We start from the raw sequence: 18,761 nt of genomic DNA on the forward strand, positions 1-18,761 counted from the left end.
TGCGAGGGTCGCACGGCGCGTTCAGCCGGCCGGGATCAGGCGGCCATCGCGGGCGGGGTTTCGTCCCGCCAGCCGCCGCCGGGGCGGTAGCGCGCGGCGATGCGTCCGCCTTCCAGCTTCATCAGGTGGAGCCAGCCGTTGTCGAACAGCGCCGCAACCTGCGGATGGCGGGCGAGGATCTGCGAGATCGCCTCGCACGGGGCCTCGATGAGCACGGTCAGCCGCTGCGGCGCATGGGCCGGGCGCTCGCCGTCGTGCACCGCCTGCCAGGGCAGGCCCGCGCGCAAGCGTCCGCCATTGCCTTCGATCACCCCGATGCCGCCGAGCACGTTGTGAATGAGCTTGTTGCCGGCGCCGAAGGCGGTGGGGGCGAGGGAGGAGCCGTAGTATTGCAGGCTGATCCAGCTGGCCACCACGACGGGGGCGGTCAGGATCAGTTCGAGCGTGGCGAAGCCCTCGTCGGCCGTCCAGTCGTAGCTGTGCAGGAAGGCCCGCCCGCCCAGATCCTTGCCCGTGGTCACCTCGCGCGGCGCCGCGATGAAGGCGGCGCAGCCGGCGAGCCCCCATTCGGGGCGGATCTCGGCCCAGTCCCGCGCGCGCGCGGCCACGGAGGCCGGCGTGGCGCCGGGCAGCCGCAGGGCGCGCTCGGCGCGCACCTGCTGCCCCGCCGCGCGCAGCCAGCCTTGCACCTGCGCCAGGTCGGTGGCCTGCGCGGGGGCGGCATCGGTGTCGAACAGCGTCACCTCGTCGGTGGTGGTGTCATGCAGCGCGGCCACGAAACGGGTGTCCTCGGGCAGCGAGATGCCGGCCTCGGGCAGATGTGCGCGGGTCGCCGGATCGTTCAGCAGGCTGGCCAGCAGGCGGGCCGAAACCGCGCCCGTGTGCCCGCCGCAGGCGCCGCAGTGGTAGGCACTTTCGTGGGGGTTGTTGGTGACGTGGGCGCCGTGCCCGACGAGCAGCACCAGAGGGGCGAATCGCTCGCGCAGCCCCATCGCCCGCAGCACGCCGGCCGCGATCTCGGCCCGGCGCGCCGGGGGCAGTTCTTCGGAAAACCGCGGGGCGGGGGCCGGCGCGGCGGGTTTGCCGGCCTTGCCGAAGGCGCCTTTCAGCAGCTTGCCGCCATAGGCGAGCCCGGCGGCCTCGACGAATGCGAAGGAGGAGACCGCCGCCTGCCGGAACCGCCCCCAAGCCCGGATCGCCCGTGCGCCGATCCGCGCGGCCTGTTCGGCGTCATCGGGTTGCTGGCTGGTGCTGCGCAGGCTGGGCGCCAGCAGCGCCGGCAGATGGTCCTCCACGACGTCGGAGCCGTGCGGGGCATGGGCCACCGCCAGGCCGAAGAACCCGGCGAAGCCGATCGTCTCGATGCCCGGAGCCTGCGCTTCGAGCGCGCGGCGGAAGGGCTCGGAGCGCACGTCGATGCAGAAGGCCGCCTGCAGGGCCGGGCGGGCCGCAGGGCGGGAGGCGGGGCCGTCGAGCCGGGCGGCGAGCCGGCGCTGCCAGGCCCGTTCGGCCGCGTCCTGCAGAATGGCGTCGATCACCGTATCCTGCGTGGGGGCGAGGGGGGCGGCATGGGCCGCGACGATCTCGGCCCACCGGGCGGAGAGTTCGGGGTGCTGGTCCAGGAGCGCGGCCTCCCAGGAGAGGCGGATGGCCAGCAGCGCCGCGAGGGTTGGGTCGGTCCGGCCGGACTGTTCGGCCTGCCACAGCAGCCAGCGCGCGTGCTGGGCCCAGCCGCCGAGATCCATCAGCAGGCGGTGAAAGGCCGTCTCTGCGGCCTCCGCCGTGATCCCGAGTGCCCGGGCCGCGCGGGCGATGGCCCGCTCCGGCGTGTCGGGCAGGGCGGCGACATGCGCGCAGAAGCCCTTCAGGCCGGCGATTTCGGGGGTCAGGTCACGCGATGCCCAGGCCCGCCACGCGGCCCAGGGATCGGCGCCCGGCGCAGGCATCCACAGCGCCTGGCCGCGGTCGAAGTGGCCGCCCGCCCAGAGGCCGATGCAGCGCTCGATCACGGCGGGCCAGTCCGTCCGGCCCGCCTCGGCGGCAAGGTCGGCCACGGTGGGCAGGGCGCGGGGCGCCGGCGCCGGGGCGTGCATCCGCGCCTTCAGCAGCGCAAGATCCACCGGTTTCAGCGGTGAGGGGCATTCGATGAGCGCCGCGGCGAGATCGTCGTCGGTGATCCGGCCTTCCGCCACCTGTGCGGCAAGCTCCGCGCGGGAGCGAAAGACGGAGACGCCCGCCACGCGGGCCAGCCGCGCCGCCGCCGTGGTGGCCTCCTCGCCGGCCTGCCCGAGGAAGGGGTTCACCGCCACCGTGGCGTCGAGCGGGAACGCCGGGGGAATGGCCCGCGCGGCGGCCTCGGCCGCCGTGAGGATCGCCGAAAGCCGGGCGGGTGCGATATCGATTTCTTGCATGAACATGGTCTCGGATCCTTACTTGGCGGTCACGGTGCGGAAGCCGCCGATGAAGCGGTCAAACAGCGCGTTGAGGTAGAGCCCGTTGGCGACATGCACCCGCAGGCCGGCGGCGGCAGGGTGATGCGCCCAGAGCGGAAACAGCGCCTGTGCCAGCGCCACCATCCCGAAGGAGGCCACCGCCAGCACGATCAGGGCCCATTCCAGCGGGCCGGGGGCGGGCGGCGCGGGCAGATGCGCGCCCCAGAGCGCCTGTGCGCCGAGCTGGAAGCCGAAATAGGCGATGGTGGCGGCGAGGGCGGCGATCGCGGTGCGGCGCGTCAGGGCCCGAGGTGCCGCATCCGCCAGCCCCTGCGCCACGAGGTAGGCCACGCCGAAGACGAGCATGGCCCCGAGCGCGAGCGCCTGCGGCGATTTCGGCCCGTCGATGGCCATGAAGGCCCCGGCCATGGCCGCGTAGAGCGCCAGCGCCAGGGCGAAGGCCTGAAGCACGTTCCCCCAGCCTGGGATCGCCACCGGACCCGGCCGGCGCGCGGCGTTGACCTCGGCCAGGGCCATGCCCGCCGTCAGGAAGGCGTGGCTCTTGTAGAGCCCGTGGGCCACGACATGCAGCAGCGCCAGCGGCCAGAGCCCCAGCCCGCATTGCATCAGCATGAAGCCCATCTGCCCGACCGTGGACCAGGCGAGGGCCGTCTTGACGGCGCTCTGGGTGAGCATCACCACCGCGCCGAAGAGGGCCGTCAGCCCGCCCATGAAGACCAGAGCGGCCATCGCCGCGGAACTGGCCTGCACCAGGTCCGCCAGCCGGATCAGCAGCAGCCCGCCGGCGTTGATGATCCCTGCGTGCAGCAGCGCCGAAACCGGGGTGGGGGCCTCCATTACTTCGGTCAGCCAGCCATGCAGCGGGAAGGCAGCCGTCTTGAGCAGCGCCGCCAGCACGACCAGCGCCGCGGCGCACTGCCCGGCCGCGCCCAGCCCAAGTTCGGGGGCCGCGGCGCGCAGCGCGCCCAGGTCGCCCGTGCCGAACCGCATCCAGAGCAGGCCGGCCGCCATGATGAGGGCCAGATCGCCCGCGTGCCAGACCAGCGAGAACTTGGACGCCGCGCGCCGGGCGGCGGGGCGCTCCGGGTAGAACAGAAGCAGCCGGCGCAGGATCAGACCCGTGGCGATGAAGGCACCGGCCAGCACGGCGACGTGGGCCGCCTGAACCAGCAGGAGGACGAAGGCCAGCGTCGCCAGCATCAGGGTGTGGAACCGCCCCTCCCGCGCCTCGCCGTCCATGTAGCGCCGCGAATAGCGCGTGACGATCCAGCCGATGAAGGCGACGAGCAGGAACATCGTCGTGCCGATCACGTCGAGCCGGAGCAGTGCCCCGAACCCGGAGCCGCCGGCTGCCGGCGGGCGCCCCGTCGCCAGTTGCAGGGCCGCGGTGATGGCCAGCAGCAGCACGAGCACACCGGCCGCTTCCGGCAGCCAGCGTGCGAGGGCAGGGCGGCGGCCCGGTTGCGCGGCCATTGCCGCTGCGCCGATCAGCAGGACGAGAAGAGCCAGCAGGCCCGGTGAGGTGAGAAAGGGTGTCATTGGTGGGTTCCGCGTTCCAGTCATTCCTGCGGCCCGACTTATCCCCTTGGCTATATCCAGAAAATTACATATTTTCGCTCATATCATTCTAAATAATAGAACAATGCACACGTTGAATCTGCACCACCTCCGCCTGTTCCGGGCCGTCGCGCGCGACGGGACGCTCACCGGCGCCGCCCGGCGGCTGAACCTCTCGCAATCGGCCCTGTCCACCCAGATCAAGACGCTCGAGTCCACCTTGGGGCATGCGCTTTTCGAGCGCCGCGGGCGCGGATTGGTGCTGACGGAGGCGGGCCGGATCGCGCTCGATCACGCCGAGGCGATCTTCCGCACCGCCGACGATCTGGCAGCGACGCTGCGCGAACGCCGCACCGTCCGCAAGAGCCTGCACGTCGGCGCCCTGTCCACCTTGTCGCGCAACTTCCAGATCGGGTTCATCGCGCCTTTCCTGGAGCGCAAGGACGTGGAGGTGGTTCTGCGTTCGGGCACCCAGGCGCAGCTTCTGGATGGTCTCGAAGCCCTCGCGCTCGACGTGGTTCTCACCAACCACCCGCCGGAGCAGGGCGCCGGCAGCCGCCACCTGATCCATGCGATCGCGCAGCAGCCGTTCAGCCTCATCGGCCCGCCCGAACTGGCGGGGCAGCCGCTGCGCGGGTTGCTGCAGACCCGGCCCCTGATCCTGCCCGGCAGGGAAAGCGCGCCGCGCGCCGCCATCGATGCGCTGCTGGATGGCCTCGCCATCGCGCCCCACGTCGTCGCCGAGGCCGACGACATGGCCATGCTGCGGCTGCTGGCGCGCTCTGGTGCGGGGCTGGCGGTGATTCCCCCCATCGTCGTGCAGGATGAACTGGCCTCGGGCCGGCTGGCAGAGCTGGCCAAGCTCGACGGTCTTTCGGAGACGTTCTACGCCGTGACCCTGCGGCGCCGATTCCCGAACCCGCTCGTGGGCGCCGCGCTGGAGGCCGCCGGGGCGACAAAGGACCGTTCCGAAAGCTGAAGTCGGCTCATGCCGGGCGCGCGCGCCGCTCTTCGTTCCGCACCGCTTGCCGGACGGCAGACAGGCCGCGCCAGCCGGAATCGGCCCTGAGGGAGCGGAAGCCGGGCGGGAAAACGGTTGTCATAAAACTGTAACACGGCTGTAGCATATGCTTCACGCAACGGTTCTAGACGGCTCCCCAAGGCCGGGCACTTCGGCCTGAGACAAACATCCAGGAGAGACCATGTCGTACTCTAAGTTTTCCGCCTCGGTTCTGGCCATCCTCGCCGTTTCGGCGACCGCCGCTGCCGCGCGCGACGAAATCCGCATCGTCGGTTCGTCCACCGTGTTCCCCTACACCCAGGCCGTTGCAGAGCAGTTCGCCAACAACACCGGTGCGCCTTCGCCGATCGTCGAATCGACGGGCACGGGCGGCGGCATGCAGATCTTCTGCGGCGGCATCGGCGAGCAGCACCCCGACATCACCGGTGCCTCCCGCGCGATGAAGAAATCCGAATTCGATCTCTGCGTGTCCAACGGCGTGACCGAGGTCACCGAGGCCCTGATCGGCTTCGACGGCCTGTCCATGGCGGTTGCCCGCTCCAACGATTTCGACTGGGATCTGACCCTCGGCGAGATCTACCTGGCCCTCGGCGCCCAGGTGCCGGTCAACGGTGAGTGGGTGGACAACCCCTACACCAAGTGGTCCGAGATCAACCCCGATCTTCCCGACACCGACATCCTCGCCTACGGCCCCCCGCCGACCTCCGGCACCCGCGACGCCTGGGTTGAACTGGCGATGCACGCCGGCTGCGAAGAGCTGGACTTCGTGAAAGAGGGCGGCTTCGACGGCGACTGGGTTGAAGAGAACTGCTCGCGCATGCGCACCGACGGCCCCTTCGTGGAAGCCGGTGAGAACGACAACCTGATCGTTCAGCGCCTGGAGGCCGATCCGAACGCCGTGGGCATCTTCGGCTACTCCTTCCTCTACGAGAACCTCGACAAGCTGAAAGGCGTGAAGATCGAAGGCGTGGAGCCCAGCACCGACACCATCGCCGACAAATCCTACCCGGTGTCGCGCCCGCTCTACTTCTACGTGAAGAACGCGCACCGCGGCGTGATCCCGAACCTCGAAGAGTTCATCGAGGAATACATGTCCGACGATGCGCTCGAGGCCGGCGGCTACCTGTCGGAGCGTGGCCTGGTCGCGCTCTCCGAGGATCGCCTGCGCGAACTGCAAGATGCCGTTCTGGACGGCAAGCCGATGGCTTCGCCCGAAAAGTAAGCCCCCGGCAAAACCGAAACCATCGCCCGGGCCGAAGTGGCCCGGGCTTTTCTTGACTGGACACCCACCATGACTTCCCTGGCATTCTTCGTCCTGCTGCTGGCCTGTGTCGTTGGCTACTGGATCAATCGTCGCGGCGCCCAGGCGATCCGTGCCGACGGGCAGAGGCTGCACTCGCTGGCCAGCTACCATGGCCTGTTTTCCGCGCTCATGATCCTGGTTCCGGTGCTGACGCTCATCCTGCTCTGGCTCGTGCTGCAGGGGCCCGTCATCGACCGGCTGACGATGGCCGCGCTGCCCGAGGGCGCCCTTGACGGCCTCGACAGCGGTGGGCTCCAGCTCGTTCTGGCGGAGATCAAATCCATCTCGCGCGGCCAGATCTTCGGCACGCCCGAGGATTGGAAGATCGCCGCCGCCGAACATCACGTCGCCCTCAAGGCGCGCTCCTCCGCCCTGATGCTCGGCGCCGTCATCGCGCTGGCCGCGGCGATCATGCTCTTCGCGCGGTCGCGCGTGGGCGCGGAGTTTCGCGCCCGGCAGGGGGTCGAACGCATCGTGTCCGGCCTGATGATCTTCTGTTCCACCGTCGCGATCTTCACCACCGTGGGCATCGTGGCGGCGCTCGTCTTCGAGACCGGCAAGTTCCTGTCCCTCGTGCCGCTGCGGGAATTCCTCTTCGGCCTGAACTGGGAGCCGCAGATCCCGATCCGGGAAGACCAGATCGCCGCCTCCGGTGCCTTCGGCTGGGTGCCCGTCATGCTCGGCACGCTGGTGATCACGGTCGTGGCGCTCACCTTCGCCGTTCCGGTGGGCCTTCTGTCCGCGATCTACCTCAACGAATTCGCGCCGCAGCGCCTGCGCTCTGTGGCCAAGCCGATCCTCGAAATCCTCGCCGGCGTGCCCACGGTCGTCTACGGCTTCTTCGCCATCCTCGTGGTGGCCCCGGCGATCCGAAGCCTCGGCACCTCCCTCGGGATCGACGTTTCGCCCAACACCGCGCTGGCGGCGGGCAGCGTCATGGGCGTGATGCTCATCCCGTTCATCTCCTCCTTCGCCGACGACGCCCTGTCGGCCGTTCCCCGCGCCCTGCGCGACGGCGCGCTCGCGCTCGGCGCGACGCGGGCGGAGACCATGCTGAACGTGCTGTTCCCGGCGGCCCTGCCGGGCATCGTGGGCGGCATCCTGCTCGCGGTGAGCCGCGCGATCGGCGAGACCATGATCGTGGTGATGGCGGCCGGTCTGATCGCCAAGCTGACGGTCAACCCGCTGGACAGCGTGACGACCGTCACGGTCCAGATCGTCACGCTGCTGATCGGCGATACCTCCTTTGACAACCCGAAGACGCTGGCGGCCTTCGCGCTCGGCATGATGCTCTTCCTCGTGACACTCGTGATCAACATCTTCGCGCTCCGGATCGTCCGGAAATACCGCGAAGCCTATGACTAAGGTCCAGACAATGACGGATACCTCCTCGGCACCGAACACGCCCCCGCGCCACGGAACCGGCGCCGCCGTCCAGGCCTCGCTCGCCCGCCGGCGGCGCAAGCAGATCGCCCTGCAGGCCTGCGGGATCGGCGCGATCTCCATCGCGTTCCTGATGCTCTTCATCCTGGTCGCTTCGCTGGTGTCCTCCGGCTACCAGGCCTTCACGCAGACCCATGTCACGCTGGATGTCTTCGTGGATCCGGAAGAGGTGCGCGAGGAGCGCCTGCCGCGCGGCGGCTTCGACGACGTGCTCGCCGCCTCGCTGGCGCGGATGCTGCCGGATGTCGATACGTCCGACCGCGCCACCCTGCGCCAGGTGGAGCGCATCCTCTCCAACGGGGCCCAGTTCGCCCTGCGCGACATGGTCGTGGCCGATCCCTCCCTGATCGGGCAGACGATCGAGATCACGGTCCCGGTTTCGGACCCCTACGACCAGCTGAACAAGGGGCTGATCGATCGCGAAACGCCGGAAGAGAACCGCCGGCTGAAGGATGAGGAAATCGCCTACTTCGACGCGCTGAAGGAAAGCGGCGCGATTTCCAAGCCGTTCAACTTCGGGCTCTTCACCAACGCCGACAGCCGTTTCCCGGAACTGGCGGGGCTGAAGGGCGCGCTCGTGGGCTCCTTCTGGGCGCTGCTGACCTGTTTCGTGATCTCCTTCCCGCTTGGCATCGGCGCGGCGATCTACCTAGAGGAATTCGCCCCCAAGAACCGGGTGAGCGATTTCATCGAGGTCAACATCAACAACCTGGCCGCGGTGCCGTCGGTCGTCTTCGGCCTGCTGGCGCTTTCGGTGTTCATCGGCTGGTTCGGGCTGCCGCGCTCGGCGCCCTTCGTGGGCGGGCTGACGCTGGCGCTGATGACGATGCCGACGATCATCATCGCCACCCGTGCGGCGCTCAAGTCCGTTCCGCCCTCGATCCGCGAAGCCGCCCTCGGCCTCGGCGCCTCCCGCCAGCAGGTCGTCTTCCAGCATGTGCTGCCGCTGGCGATGCCCGGCATTCTCACCGGGACGATCATCGGGCTGGCGCAGGCGCTGGGAGAAACCGCGCCGCTGCTGCTGATCGGCATGAACGCCTTCATCACCTCCGCCGCTTCGAGCCCCTTCGACAGCGCAACCGCGCTCCCGACCCAGATCTTCATCTGGGCCGACAGCCCGGAACGCGGCTTCGTCTCGCGCACCTCGGCGGCCATCCTCGTTCTGCTCGGCTTCCTTGTCACGATGAACGCCATCGCGATCTTCCTGCGGCAGCGGTTCGAGCGGAAATGGTGATTGCGATCCGGAGGCGATGACATGAACGACATGACGAAGTTCGACCGGTTTGTCGGGCTGAACGAGACCAAGATTTCGGCGCAGGGGGTGAACGTCTTCTACGGCGATACCCACGCCGTCAAGGACGTGAGCGTCGAGATCGCCGAGCGGGCGGTGACGGCCTTCATCGGGCCGTCCGGTTGCGGGAAATCCACCTTCCTGCGCTGCCTCAACCGCATGAACGACACGATCGATGGCGCGCGCGTGGAGGGCCAGATCCACCTGGATGGCGAAGACATCTACGATCCGAAGGTGGACCCGGTGCAGCTGCGCGCCAAGGTGGGCATGGTGTTCCAGAAGCCGAACCCGTTTCCGAAGTCGATCTACGACAACGTCGCCTACGGGCCGCGCATCCACGGGCTTGCGAGAAACAAGGCCGATCTCGATGAAATCGTTGAGAAATCCCTGCGCCGCGCCGCGATCTGGGACGAGGTGAAGGATCGGCTCGACGCGCCGGGCACCGGGCTTTCCGGCGGCCAGCAGCAGCGGCTCTGCATCGCCCGCGCTGTGGCCACGGAGCCGGAAGTGCTGCTGATGGACGAACCCTGTTCGGCGCTCGATCCCATCGCGACGGCGCAGGTCGAGGAGCTGATCGACGAGCTGAAGCGGAACGTCTCGGTGGTGATCGTGACCCACTCCATGCAGCAGGCGGCGCGCGTCAGTCAGAAAACGGCGTTCTTCCACCTCGGCACGCTCGTCGAATACGGCGACACCGGGCAGATCTTCACCAACCCGAAAGACCCCCGCACCGAAGCCTACATCACGGGCCGGATCGGCTGACGGGCAATTCCCGGTCATCCACCGCGAAAAGATCGGGAAGGCCGTGCTGGCTCATCTCCCGGCGTCGGTACGAGGCTGGTCGCCTGTCAGCAGAACAAGTCCGATGGCGATGAACCAGGCGATTGCGCCGAGGCCGAAGAGGGCACCGGCGGCGTCGCCGATGGCTGGCCAAAGAGTGGCGAGACCGGACGCGCCCGTCACGAGGCCGGCGCCGCACAGGCCGAGGGGAAGCGCGCGGGCACGGCGGCCGGCGACAGCCACACATGCGATCCACACGCCTCCGGCGATCTCGTTGCCGCCGCCAAGCCCGAGTTCAACCTGGTGCAGAACGTCCCACAAAGCTGCGGCGGCCAGCGGGTCGGAGCCTTGGATCGCGGCGACCCGTTCCACGGTAACATTGGCGATCATGCCGGCCGCCAGCACGAGCGCAGCCCAAATCAGCCCGAAGCCGTGGGTAACGCTTGCCCACCCGGGAGCTCTTGGGGAGAGGCGGCTTGCCAGCGAAACCACGAGCACCGCGAGCGAAAGCGCGTTGGCGAGATAGATGATCGCGTTCCATGTAATGAGAAGGCCGCCGTTGGTGGCGATGAAGGCAACGATTTTCTCCGCCTCAACCCGCGCCGAGCCGTAATCCAGTGGAGCGAGAAGCGTCGTCAGGAGGGCGAAGCCCACGATGTATGTTGCCGCGCAGATCAGGGCGCAGGCCCCTCCGGCTGTCTGAAGTGTCATCGGTCGGGTCCTAATGGTCAATCAGCGGGAGCGTCGGCCGGCGAGCATGGCAAAATGGGTTTTCAGGCGGTGTACGCCGCTTGGTTCCCCGATCATGTCCAGGCCGAGTGCGGTCAGGAAAAACAGGGCCGGCCCGCGTAATCGGTGTGGCGCCACATGGGGCAGTAGAGCTATGGCCGCGCGCCGCAGCCAGTCGGGCAGGAAGTGGATGTGTGCCCGCAGGCCGAGCGCGGAAAATGCCGCTTGTGCCAACTCCTTCTGGCTGAAGATGTCAGGCCCGCCGATGTCGAGCCAGGCGCGCCCCTCGGCCACGGCATCGGCCGTCGCCGCGGCAAGATCGGCGCCATGGATCGGGTTCAGCCGCAACGCCCCGTTGCCGAACAGCCAGACGTGCCCGGACCGGGCCATGGCGAGTATCTCCCCCATGTCCGAGAAATAACCGGAAGGTGCGATCACGGTGGATTGGATGTCGGCTTCGCGCAGCCGTGTCACGAACGCGGATTTCGCCGCGACGAGGGGCACATGCGCCATCTTGTCGGCATTCAGAACGTGGATGTAGGCAAAATGCGGAACGCCCGCGCGGCTTGCTTCACGCAGCAGGTTCAGGTTTGCCTGATAGTCGACCTCCCAATACCCCAGCCCGTCCGCCTGCCGGGTGATACCGAGCGCGGATACAACGAGGTCGCAGCCGTCCATCAACCCGATGAGCGTTTGCGGTTGCGTGGCCTCGGCTTCGAAGAGCCCGTCGGCCTCGATGCCTTGGGCTTTGCGGGTGTTTCGGACGAGCGCGCGCACATTCCAGCCGCGGCGGTGATATTCGCGGCAGAGATGACGGCCGAGGTAGCCGGATGCCCCGGCGATGAAAACGGTTGGCATGAGTCTGGCCTCCGGTTCGGGGTTCAGGGATGGGCGGTGACGATCGCACAGAGGAGCATGCCAAGGGTGACGGGCCCCCAAAGCAGGCGTTCGGGGCGTGATGGGCTGGCCGCATTCGCAAGGAAAGTGAGAGCGGAGAGCGCCAACGAGGCCCAGAACGTCCACGCGGGCCAGCCGAGAGCCAAGGCGCCGCCACGTTGGAGAATGACGCTGGCCATCATGGCCAGCACCACCGCCTGAACAACGGCCAGCACGCGCCAGGCAGGTGGCAGGCGGTTTGCGAAGCGCCCACCGACGGTGAAACGGCCCAGCGGCGCGCCCGCAGCAAGTGCCAAGTGCATCGCGGCGGGCAGGGCTGCCAGTGCCGCATAGAGCATGGAGAAGGCGTATGCTGTCATGGATGCCTCCCGATGCGGAAGGCAGGGCAGGGTGGGCGCGGGTACATGTGCGGACGTGGGGAGGCGCGGCTGCGCCGCCAGCCCTCCGGCAAGGCCAGCCTCAGAAGGAAGATGACGCCCGACAGGCGCAGGGTCCGGCGGAAAGGCGATGCTACCATGACGGGTTCCTTGAAGAAGGTTGCGATGCTCAACCGACCACCCTGTGGCCACGGCCACGCAGGCATTCGATCAAGATCTCTTCGCGGCGGTTGCTGGCATTGACCGTGCCCGCGGCTCCCCCGGCAAGCGCGCCCGCGATCGCTCCGCCGATGGCGTCCCCGTCATCGTCCGCTGCCCCCAGCAGGGCGCCCGCACCGGCGCCGAGCACCGTGGCGCCGGCGGTTTCCCGGTCCAATTGGCCTTGTTCCTTCGCGAGGCGGCGGCAGGCCGCCAGATCGGCGCGGTAGGTCGCGTTGGGCGGGCCGTCGAGGACGGGTGTATGGTTTGCACCGCTGTCGGCACAGGCACCGAGGCCGAGGGGCAGCAGGAGGAGCAGAAGAAACGGTTTCATGGGGTGTGTCCTGAAAAAAGGGCAAAGGGGTATTGCGCGCAGCGGCGAATGCGGCAGCACGGGAAGGTCTGGCCGGAGCTGGGGTCAGGTCAGGCGGGGCTTGCCCGTATCGGGGCGTCTCCCGTCGAGCCACGAAAGCGATCGCGGTATTCCGTGGCAGAGATACCCATGTGGCGCTGGAACGCGCGGCGCATCCTTTCGCCGCTCTGGAAACCGGTTTTCCGGGCGATCTGCTCGATTCCCGTGCCGGTGGTTTCAAGGGCGACCCGTGCGGCCTGCAGCCGGGCGGCTTCGACGTAGGCGGCGGGCGTCATTCCGGTTTCTTCCCGGAAGCGCCGCGCGAACGTCCGTTCCGACAGGCAGGCCCGTGCGGCCAGTGCGGTGACGGTGAGCGCTGCGCCGGGATCTGAAAGGATATGACGGAGCGTTGCGTTGATCGCCGGATCTTCCGCTCGGTCGGCCACGAGGTGAGCGCTGAACTGGGATTGCCCGCCCGGGCGCATCATGTACATCACGTTGTAGCGCGCGACCTGCAGCGCGATGTCGTGGCCGAAATCGCTCTCGACGAGGGCCAGCGCGAGATCCATGCCAGCGGTCACGCCAGCGGAAGTCCAGATGTTGCCGTCCTGCACGAAGATCGCGTCGCGCTCCACGAGGACGCTGGGGTATCGTGTTTCGAGGATGGGGCACCACCACCAGTGCGTGGTGGCGCGACGACCGTTCAGAAGCCCGATTTCGGCCAGGATCATTGCCCCGGTGCAGATCGAAACGATGCGCCGGGCCCGGGTGGCGGCCTGCCGAACGAAATCCAGCAGGGCGGGGTCCTCGATCGCGGCCATCGTACCATGGCCGCCGCTGATGATCAGCGTATCGATCGGCGTTTCCGCGCGGCTGGCTTCATCGAAGGAAGCCTGGGCTGTGACCGCGATGCCCGAGGTCGTGGAAACCGGGCCTGGCTCTGCGGCAACGACGGTGATTTCGTAGGGCTCCGGCCCTCGGGGGAGGAAAAACTTCGCACCCGTAAGAACCTCGAGCGGGCCGACCACGTCCAGGATGTGGGCATCCGGGTAGGTGACCATCACCACGTGGCGGCCTCGCTGGCTTGGCGGATATGTCCGGTTTCGTGTCATGGTCAGACATTAAGGCATTCCTGCTGCTGACCGTTAGGACAAAGACCCCTCGAATCCTGCCAATTCGGTTTTGTCGGATTACCGCGAATACGGCGCTCCTCAGGTGGATCGCTGGGGGCGGGGCCGGCCCGAGCCGTGGTGCTTTTCAGGGTGCGTCGAGCCCCAGCTGGGCTTTCAGGCCGCCGATGAAGGTGGCGTCGTCGAGCGCCTTGCGGTTGTCGAGCAGTTCCTCCGCATCGGCGCCGGCGCGGCAGCGCAGCTGGCTGCTGCCGTCGGTGACGGCCTCCCAGATCACCTCGGCCGCGACGGCTGCCTCGATGGAAGGTTCATCGGTCACGTCCAGCCGCGCTCCTGGAACAGCCTGGCGGTCGCCTTGCCGATCCCGGAGGAGGCGCCGGTGATGAGAATGGTCCGTGCCATGGAAAACCCCTTTTCTGAAACGCTTGCCTCGCAGACCTACGCGCGCGGCCGCGCCCCGGCGATTTCCGGGCGCGCCAAGCTTGTGGCCCATCGCGCCAATCGCGCCCCCGGCGGGATCAGTGCACCTGCATCCCGGCCTCGGGGGCCTTGGCGGCGCGGTAGTCGCCAGGGGTGAGCCCCGTCCAGCCCTGGAAGGCGCGGAGGAAGGAAGAAGCGTCCCGGAAGCCCAGAAGGAAGGAGATCTCCGGCACGCTGAGCGCGCTGTCCTTCAGATAGCGTTCCGACAGCTCGAAGCGCGTTTCGCCGAGCAGCGCTTGGAAGCTGGTGCCTTCCTCGGTCAGCCGCCTCTGCAGGCTGCGCTTGGAGATGTTGAGGCGGCGGGCCATCGCGTCGTTCGTGGTGGCGCCGCCGGGCAGGGCCTCCGACAGGGCCTGCTTGAGCCGGCCGGCCATCGTGTCGGTTCCGAGCCGTTCGGCAAGCTGTTCGGAAAAGCCGGGCTCCAGCGTTTCCCAGAGCGAGGCGTTTCGGGTGATGAGCGGCAGATCGGCATCTTCGGCGCGGAAGGTCAGGCTCACCACGCCGCCGGGTTTCGGAGCCCCGCCGAGAAAGGCCGCCGTCTTGGCGTCGATCGGCAGCGCGCCGGGCAGGGTGGTTTCGGCGGGCACCAGATCGAGGCCGGTGAAGCAGCGGGCGCATTCGGTGATGTAGAGGATTTCGAAGAGCCCCATGCGCGGCGTCATCGGCACGCGGGCCTCGGAGGAGTGCATCTCGACCTTCAGCGCCTGCTCCGGGCGCGTGACCGGGATGCGGAACGGGCCGACAAGCGGCTTGAAATCGGTCAGCCGGGTGAGGCCGAGGGCCAGCGTGTCGGCGCAGGACGCGCTTGGGATCGACGCCGAGCAGCGTCTTCATCTGTTGGAAATACTGCCCCACCGGGTAGCGGATCGCCATGGCCATGCTCCGTCTGCTGCGCCTGATTTATAGGCGCAAGATGCATGGGGTAACCATGGGGCAGGGGCCCGCTGGCGCCAGTGGCCAGAGAATTGGAGCGTTTCGCCAGTTTCGCGCGCGGGTTTTGGCGGGTAGAACGGAGGCAGGCCAACAGGGAGGCGACCCATGCGATTGACGGTGAACGGAACGGAGCACGAGGTGGAGGTGGAGCCCGAGATGCCCCTGCTGTGGGTGCTGAGGGACGAGTTGAACATCACCGGGCCAAAGTATGGCTGCGGCATCGCGCAATGCGGGGCCTGCACTGTGCACGTCGATGGCGTGGCGGTGCGCTCCTGCCAGCTTGCGATCGGAGATCTCGCGGGCGGAGAGGTGACGACGATCGAAGGGCTGGGCCAGCCCGAAAGCCTGCACGCCGTTCAGCAGGCCTGGGTGGAGCACCAGGTGGCGCAATGCGGCTACTGCCAGTCAGGGCAGATCATGCAGGCCGCCTCGCTGCTCGATTTCAACCCCGCGCCGACCGACGCGGACATCGACGCCGCCATGTCCGGCAATCTCTGCCGCTGCGGCACCTATCCGCGCATCCGGGCCGCCGTGAAAGCGGCCGCGCAGAAACTTCAGGGGGCCTGATCATGAGCCGCGTTGGAAAGATCGCCCGCCGCACCTTCCTGATCGGCTCCGCCGCCATTGCCGGCGGCGTGGCGTTCGGGGTCTACGCCGCCCGTCAGCCCTTCGACAATCCCAACCTCGACGATCTTCCCGAAGGTGCGGCCAGCTTCAACCCCTGGGTGATCGTGGACAGCGAGAAGGTCACCCTGATCGCGCCCCACGCCGACAAGGGGCAGGGCATCTTCTCGGCCCAGGCCGCCTTGATCGCGGAGGAACTCGACATCGAGCTGGATCAGGTCGAGGTGAGCTTCGGCATGCCCGACAAGGCCTACTACAACCGCGCCCTGACCGAAGCCATGGCCGGCTTCCCGCTGCACGACACCAGCCCCACCGCCGAACGCGTGCGCGGCTTCGTGGGTGGCGTCGTCAAGCTGGCGATGCCGATGATGACGACCGGCGGATCGACGGGCGTGCCCGACAGCTACGACAAGCTGCGCCAGGCCGGCGCGACCGCGCGCGAGACGCTCAAGCTGGCGGCCTCGCGCCAAAGCGGGGTGCCGGTGGCGGAGCTGCGAACCGAGGCCGGCGCCGTGATCCTGCCCGACGGCACCGCGCTGCCCTACACGGCGCTCGCGGGCCTTGCGGCCACGCTGCCGCCCGTCACCGACGTGCCGCTGCGCGATCCGAAGGAGTGGCGCCTCGTGGGCAAGCCGATGAACCGGCTGGACATGGTGGCCAAGTCCACCGGCACGCTCACCTACGGCATCGATCACCGCGCCGAGGGGATGCTCCACGCCGCCATCAAGGTAAACCCGCGCCAGGGCGGGGCACTGAAGGGCTATGACGCTTCCGCCGCGCAGGCGATGCCGGGGGTGAAGAAGATCGTGGAGATCACCGGCGGCGTGGCCGTGGTGGCCGACAACACCTGGCGTGCCTTCCAGGCGGCCGAGGCCATCGCCTTCGATTGGGGCGAGGCGCCCTATCCGGCCGAGCAGGCCGAGCACTGGGCGCATCTCTCCGGCATCTTCGACGACGATCACCTGAACGCCGAGGCGCGCGTGGAAGGTGACGTGGAGGCCGCCGAGGGCGAGGAAGTGCGCGGCGAATACCGCTCGCCCTACCTGGCCCACGCCCCGCTCGAGCCGCTCAACGCGACGGTCCTCGTGACCGACGATCGCGTGGACATCTGGGCGGGCCACCAGATCCAGATGTTCGCCGAGCAGGTCGTGTCCGAGATCACCGGCGTGGATCAGGAGAACGTGCACCTGCACAACATGTTCATCGGCGGCAGCTTCGGGCACCGTCTGGAATTCGATTTCATCCGGCAGGCGGCCGAGATCGCCAACCAGATGCGCGGAACGCCCGTTCAGCTGACCTATTCGCGGGAGGAGGATTTCGCCCATGACTTCCCCCGCCACATCACCATGGGCCGGGGCGTGGCCAAGGTGAAGGGCGGCAGGGTCACCGCGCTGGACGTGCAGATCGCCGGCCAGTCGGTGATGCGCTCGCAGATGGGGCGGATGGGGCTCAGCCTGCCCGGGCCCGATACGCAGCTGCACGAAGGCGCCTGGGATGCGCCCTATTTCAACCTGCCCAACCTGCGGGTGCGCTCCTACCGGACGGAAGCGCTGGCGCCGGTTTCCTCCTGGCGGGCCGTCGGGGCGGGGCCGAACGTCTTCATCTACGAAACGCTTCTGGACGAAGCCATCCACGCCGCCGGGGCCGATCCGCTGGAAGAACGCATCCGCCTGATGGGGCATGACGTTTCGGTCAAGGTGCTGGAGGCGGTGGGCGAGCTTGCCTCGTGGAACGGGCCGTCCGCCGGCCCGGGCCGTGGGCGCGGCGTGGCCTATGGCTTTTCCTTCGGGGTGCCGGTGGCCACGATCGTGGAGGTGGCCGCCACCGATGCGGGCATCCGGATCGAGAAGGCCTGGGTTGTGGCGGATGTCGGCAAGGTCATCGATCCGGTGAACTTGGAGAACCTCGCGCAGGGCGGGACGGTCTTCGGCCTCGGCCACGCGATCAACTGCGAGATCACCTATGCCGATGGCATGGCCGAGCAGACGAACTACCACGCCCACGAGGGGATGCGGATGTATCAGTGCCCCGAGATCCGGTTCAAGGCGCTGGAGAACGGCGCGAAGATCCGCGGCTTCGGCGAGCCCCCGGTGCCGCCCTCGGCCCCGGCGCTGGGCAACGCGATCTTCGCCGCCACCGGCCAGCGGATCCGCGAAATGCCCTTCAACAAGTTCATCGATTTCCTGTGAGGCCCGCCATGATGAAACGCACACTCTGGGCGCCCCTTGCCCTGCTTGCGGCCACCGGCGTCTGGGCCGCGGGTGAAACGATCGAGATCAACCCGCCCGCCGAGGGCAGCGTCAGCACGGAAGAGGGGCTCGCCGCGTGGGGCCGGATCTACGAGGTGGCCAGCCACCCGCGCTGCGCCAACTGCCACACGGGCGAAAGCGACAGGCCGATGTGGTCCGGCCCTTCCTACGGCAAGGCCCGCCCGCACGGGATGAACATCCGCGCCGGCGAAAGCCGCATCGGGGCGGAGCATATCCTCTGCTCGACCTGCCACACCACGAAGGACGAGGACTGGAGCAACGCCAACGCCGTGCCCCACGCCGCTCCGCGCGTGGCGGCGGAGTGGCAGCTGGCGCCGGTGGAGGCCGATTGGTTCGGGCGCAGCAGCGTCGAGATCTGCAGGCAACTGCGCGATCCCGAGCGCAACGGCGATCGGGACATGCTGGAGCTGGCCGCCCACCTCGACCACGATCTGATCCTGCACTGGGCCTGGGCACCGGGCGGCGGGCGCGAGCCTGCGCCTTACAGCCTGCAGGAGCACGTCAATGACATCCTGACATGGGGCGTGGCCGGCATGCCGTGCCCAGAAAACTGATGCCCGAAAACTGAAACCTGCGAACGGAGGAGCGCGCCATGGGTGCAGGAATAGCTGCTGGCCTGCTGGTGTTCACCGGCGTCTGGCACGCCACGGAATGGATGATGGACGGCCGCCGCCGGGACACGTGGATGCTCGTGCCCTTCGGGTTGCTCTACCTTGCGTTGGGCGGCCTCATCGCGGCCGGAACGGGCGGCGCGATCACCCAGGCCGTGGCACTGGCCGCCGTGCTCGGCGGCGGCAGTCTCGCGCTGCTGATGCGCGGGCGGGTCGATCTGCGCCGCTGGGTGCTTCGGGCCTTCATCGGCCTCGACGCGGTGATCGCTCTGGGCCTGATTTCCGCGCTGCTGGGCTGAGGCGCATCCCCGG

At 68.4% G+C, this 18,761-nt stretch carries 18 protein-coding genes; 9 read left to right on the forward strand and 9 right to left on the reverse strand.

Translation table 11 applies throughout. The annotated features are described in order from the left end of the window. Positions 1-35: 35 nt before the first annotated feature. Positions 36-2,411 carry a YbcC family protein gene (locus PSA7680_RS07475; RefSeq protein ID WP_370738539.1) on the reverse strand — a complete coding sequence of 792 codons (2,376 nt, stop codon included), beginning with the start codon at positions 2,409-2,411 and terminating at the stop codon, positions 36-38. A gap of 18 nt (positions 2,412-2,429) precedes the next feature. After that, the gene (locus PSA7680_RS07480) at positions 2,430-3,992 is read right to left on the reverse strand and encodes a proton-conducting transporter transmembrane domain-containing protein (RefSeq protein WP_085868049.1); all 1,563 of its coding nucleotides are present in this window, start codon (positions 3,990-3,992) and stop codon (positions 2,430-2,432) included. Between the two features lie 103 nt (positions 3,993-4,095). On the opposite strand from PSA7680_RS07480, the gene PSA7680_RS07485 reads away from it, so the two are divergent. The 5 genes from PSA7680_RS07485 to pstB all read left to right on the forward strand — a co-directional run bounded on the left by PSA7680_RS07485 (position 4,096) and on the right by pstB (position 9,830). Next, on the forward strand, positions 4,096-4,989 hold the full coding sequence (locus PSA7680_RS07485) for a LysR family transcriptional regulator (protein ID WP_085868050.1): 894 nt from the start codon (positions 4,096-4,098) through the stop codon (positions 4,987-4,989). Between the two features lie 223 nt (positions 4,990-5,212). Further along, a complete protein-coding gene (locus PSA7680_RS07490) occupies positions 5,213-6,253 on the forward strand; it encodes a substrate-binding domain-containing protein (RefSeq protein ID WP_085868051.1) in 1,041 nt (346 codons plus the stop codon). A 69-nt stretch (positions 6,254-6,322) separates the two neighbouring features. Beyond that, positions 6,323-7,699 carry a phosphate ABC transporter permease subunit PstC gene (pstC, locus tag PSA7680_RS07495; protein ID WP_085868052.1) on the forward strand — a complete coding sequence of 459 codons (1,377 nt, stop codon included), beginning with the start codon at positions 6,323-6,325 and terminating at the stop codon, positions 7,697-7,699. 10 nt (positions 7,700-7,709) lie between these two features. Beyond that, positions 7,710-9,011, forward strand: coding sequence for a phosphate ABC transporter permease PstA (pstA, locus tag PSA7680_RS07500; protein ID WP_085868053.1), 1,302 nt, complete (start codon positions 7,710-7,712; stop codon positions 9,009-9,011). Between the two features lie 21 nt (positions 9,012-9,032). Next, complete coding sequence (pstB, locus tag PSA7680_RS07505; RefSeq protein WP_085868054.1) at positions 9,033-9,830, forward strand: phosphate ABC transporter ATP-binding protein PstB; 798 nt, start codon at positions 9,033-9,035, stop codon at positions 9,828-9,830. Between the two features lie 51 nt (positions 9,831-9,881). Here pstB and PSA7680_RS07510 read toward each other — a convergent pair whose 3' ends face one another. From PSA7680_RS07510 to PSA7680_RS07540, 7 genes are all read right to left on the reverse strand, one after another. Next, complete coding sequence (locus tag PSA7680_RS07510; RefSeq protein WP_085868055.1) at positions 9,882-10,559, reverse strand: hypothetical protein; 678 nt, start codon at positions 10,557-10,559, stop codon at positions 9,882-9,884. Between the two features lie 21 nt (positions 10,560-10,580). Beyond that, positions 10,581-11,435, reverse strand: a complete 855-nt coding sequence (locus tag PSA7680_RS07515) for an SDR family oxidoreductase (protein WP_085868056.1) — start codon at positions 11,433-11,435, stop codon at positions 10,581-10,583. A 23-nt stretch (positions 11,436-11,458) separates the two neighbouring features. Then, positions 11,459-11,833, reverse strand: a complete 375-nt coding sequence (locus PSA7680_RS07520; RefSeq protein ID WP_176244097.1) for a hypothetical protein — start codon at positions 11,831-11,833, stop codon at positions 11,459-11,461. A gap of 187 nt (positions 11,834-12,020) precedes the next feature. Then, positions 12,021-12,383 (reverse strand): glycine zipper family protein, encoded by a 363-nt coding sequence (locus PSA7680_RS07525; RefSeq protein WP_085868057.1) that lies wholly within the window; start codon positions 12,381-12,383, stop codon positions 12,021-12,023. An 89-nt stretch (positions 12,384-12,472) separates the two neighbouring features. Beyond that, positions 12,473-13,462 (reverse strand): GlxA family transcriptional regulator, encoded by a 990-nt coding sequence (locus PSA7680_RS07530; RefSeq protein WP_085868093.1) that lies wholly within the window; start codon positions 13,460-13,462, stop codon positions 12,473-12,475. 196 nt (positions 13,463-13,658) lie between these two features. Then, on the reverse strand, positions 13,659-13,850 hold the full coding sequence (locus PSA7680_RS07535; protein ID WP_085868058.1) for a hypothetical protein: 192 nt from the start codon (positions 13,848-13,850) through the stop codon (positions 13,659-13,661). Positions 13,851-14,049: 199 nt separating this feature from the next. Further along, a complete protein-coding gene (locus PSA7680_RS07540; RefSeq protein WP_085868059.1) occupies positions 14,050-14,700 on the reverse strand; it encodes a helix-turn-helix domain-containing protein in 651 nt (216 codons plus the stop codon). A gap of 349 nt (positions 14,701-15,049) precedes the next feature. Between PSA7680_RS07540 and PSA7680_RS07545 the strand changes: the two genes are divergently transcribed. From PSA7680_RS07545 to PSA7680_RS07560, 4 genes are read left to right on the forward strand one after another with little or no spacing between them, the layout of a single operon-like run. Further along, complete coding sequence (locus tag PSA7680_RS07545; RefSeq protein ID WP_085868060.1) at positions 15,050-15,511, forward strand: (2Fe-2S)-binding protein; 462 nt, start codon at positions 15,050-15,052, stop codon at positions 15,509-15,511. Between the two features lie 2 nt (positions 15,512-15,513). After that, complete coding sequence (locus PSA7680_RS07550; protein WP_085868061.1) at positions 15,514-17,757, forward strand: xanthine dehydrogenase family protein molybdopterin-binding subunit; 2,244 nt, start codon at positions 15,514-15,516, stop codon at positions 17,755-17,757. Positions 17,758-17,765: 8 nt separating this feature from the next. Beyond that, a complete protein-coding gene (locus tag PSA7680_RS07555) occupies positions 17,766-18,392 on the forward strand; it encodes a hypothetical protein (protein ID WP_245824513.1) in 627 nt (208 codons plus the stop codon). A gap of 38 nt (positions 18,393-18,430) precedes the next feature. After that, on the forward strand, positions 18,431-18,748 hold the full coding sequence (locus PSA7680_RS07560) for a hypothetical protein (protein WP_139838580.1): 318 nt from the start codon (positions 18,431-18,433) through the stop codon (positions 18,746-18,748). The last annotated feature ends 13 nt before the right edge of the window (positions 18,749-18,761 follow it).

It is taken from the genome of Pseudoruegeria aquimaris (assembly GCF_900172235.1).
In the GTDB taxonomy this organism is placed as follows: Bacteria; Pseudomonadota; Alphaproteobacteria; order Rhodobacterales; family Rhodobacteraceae; genus Pseudoruegeria; species Pseudoruegeria aquimaris.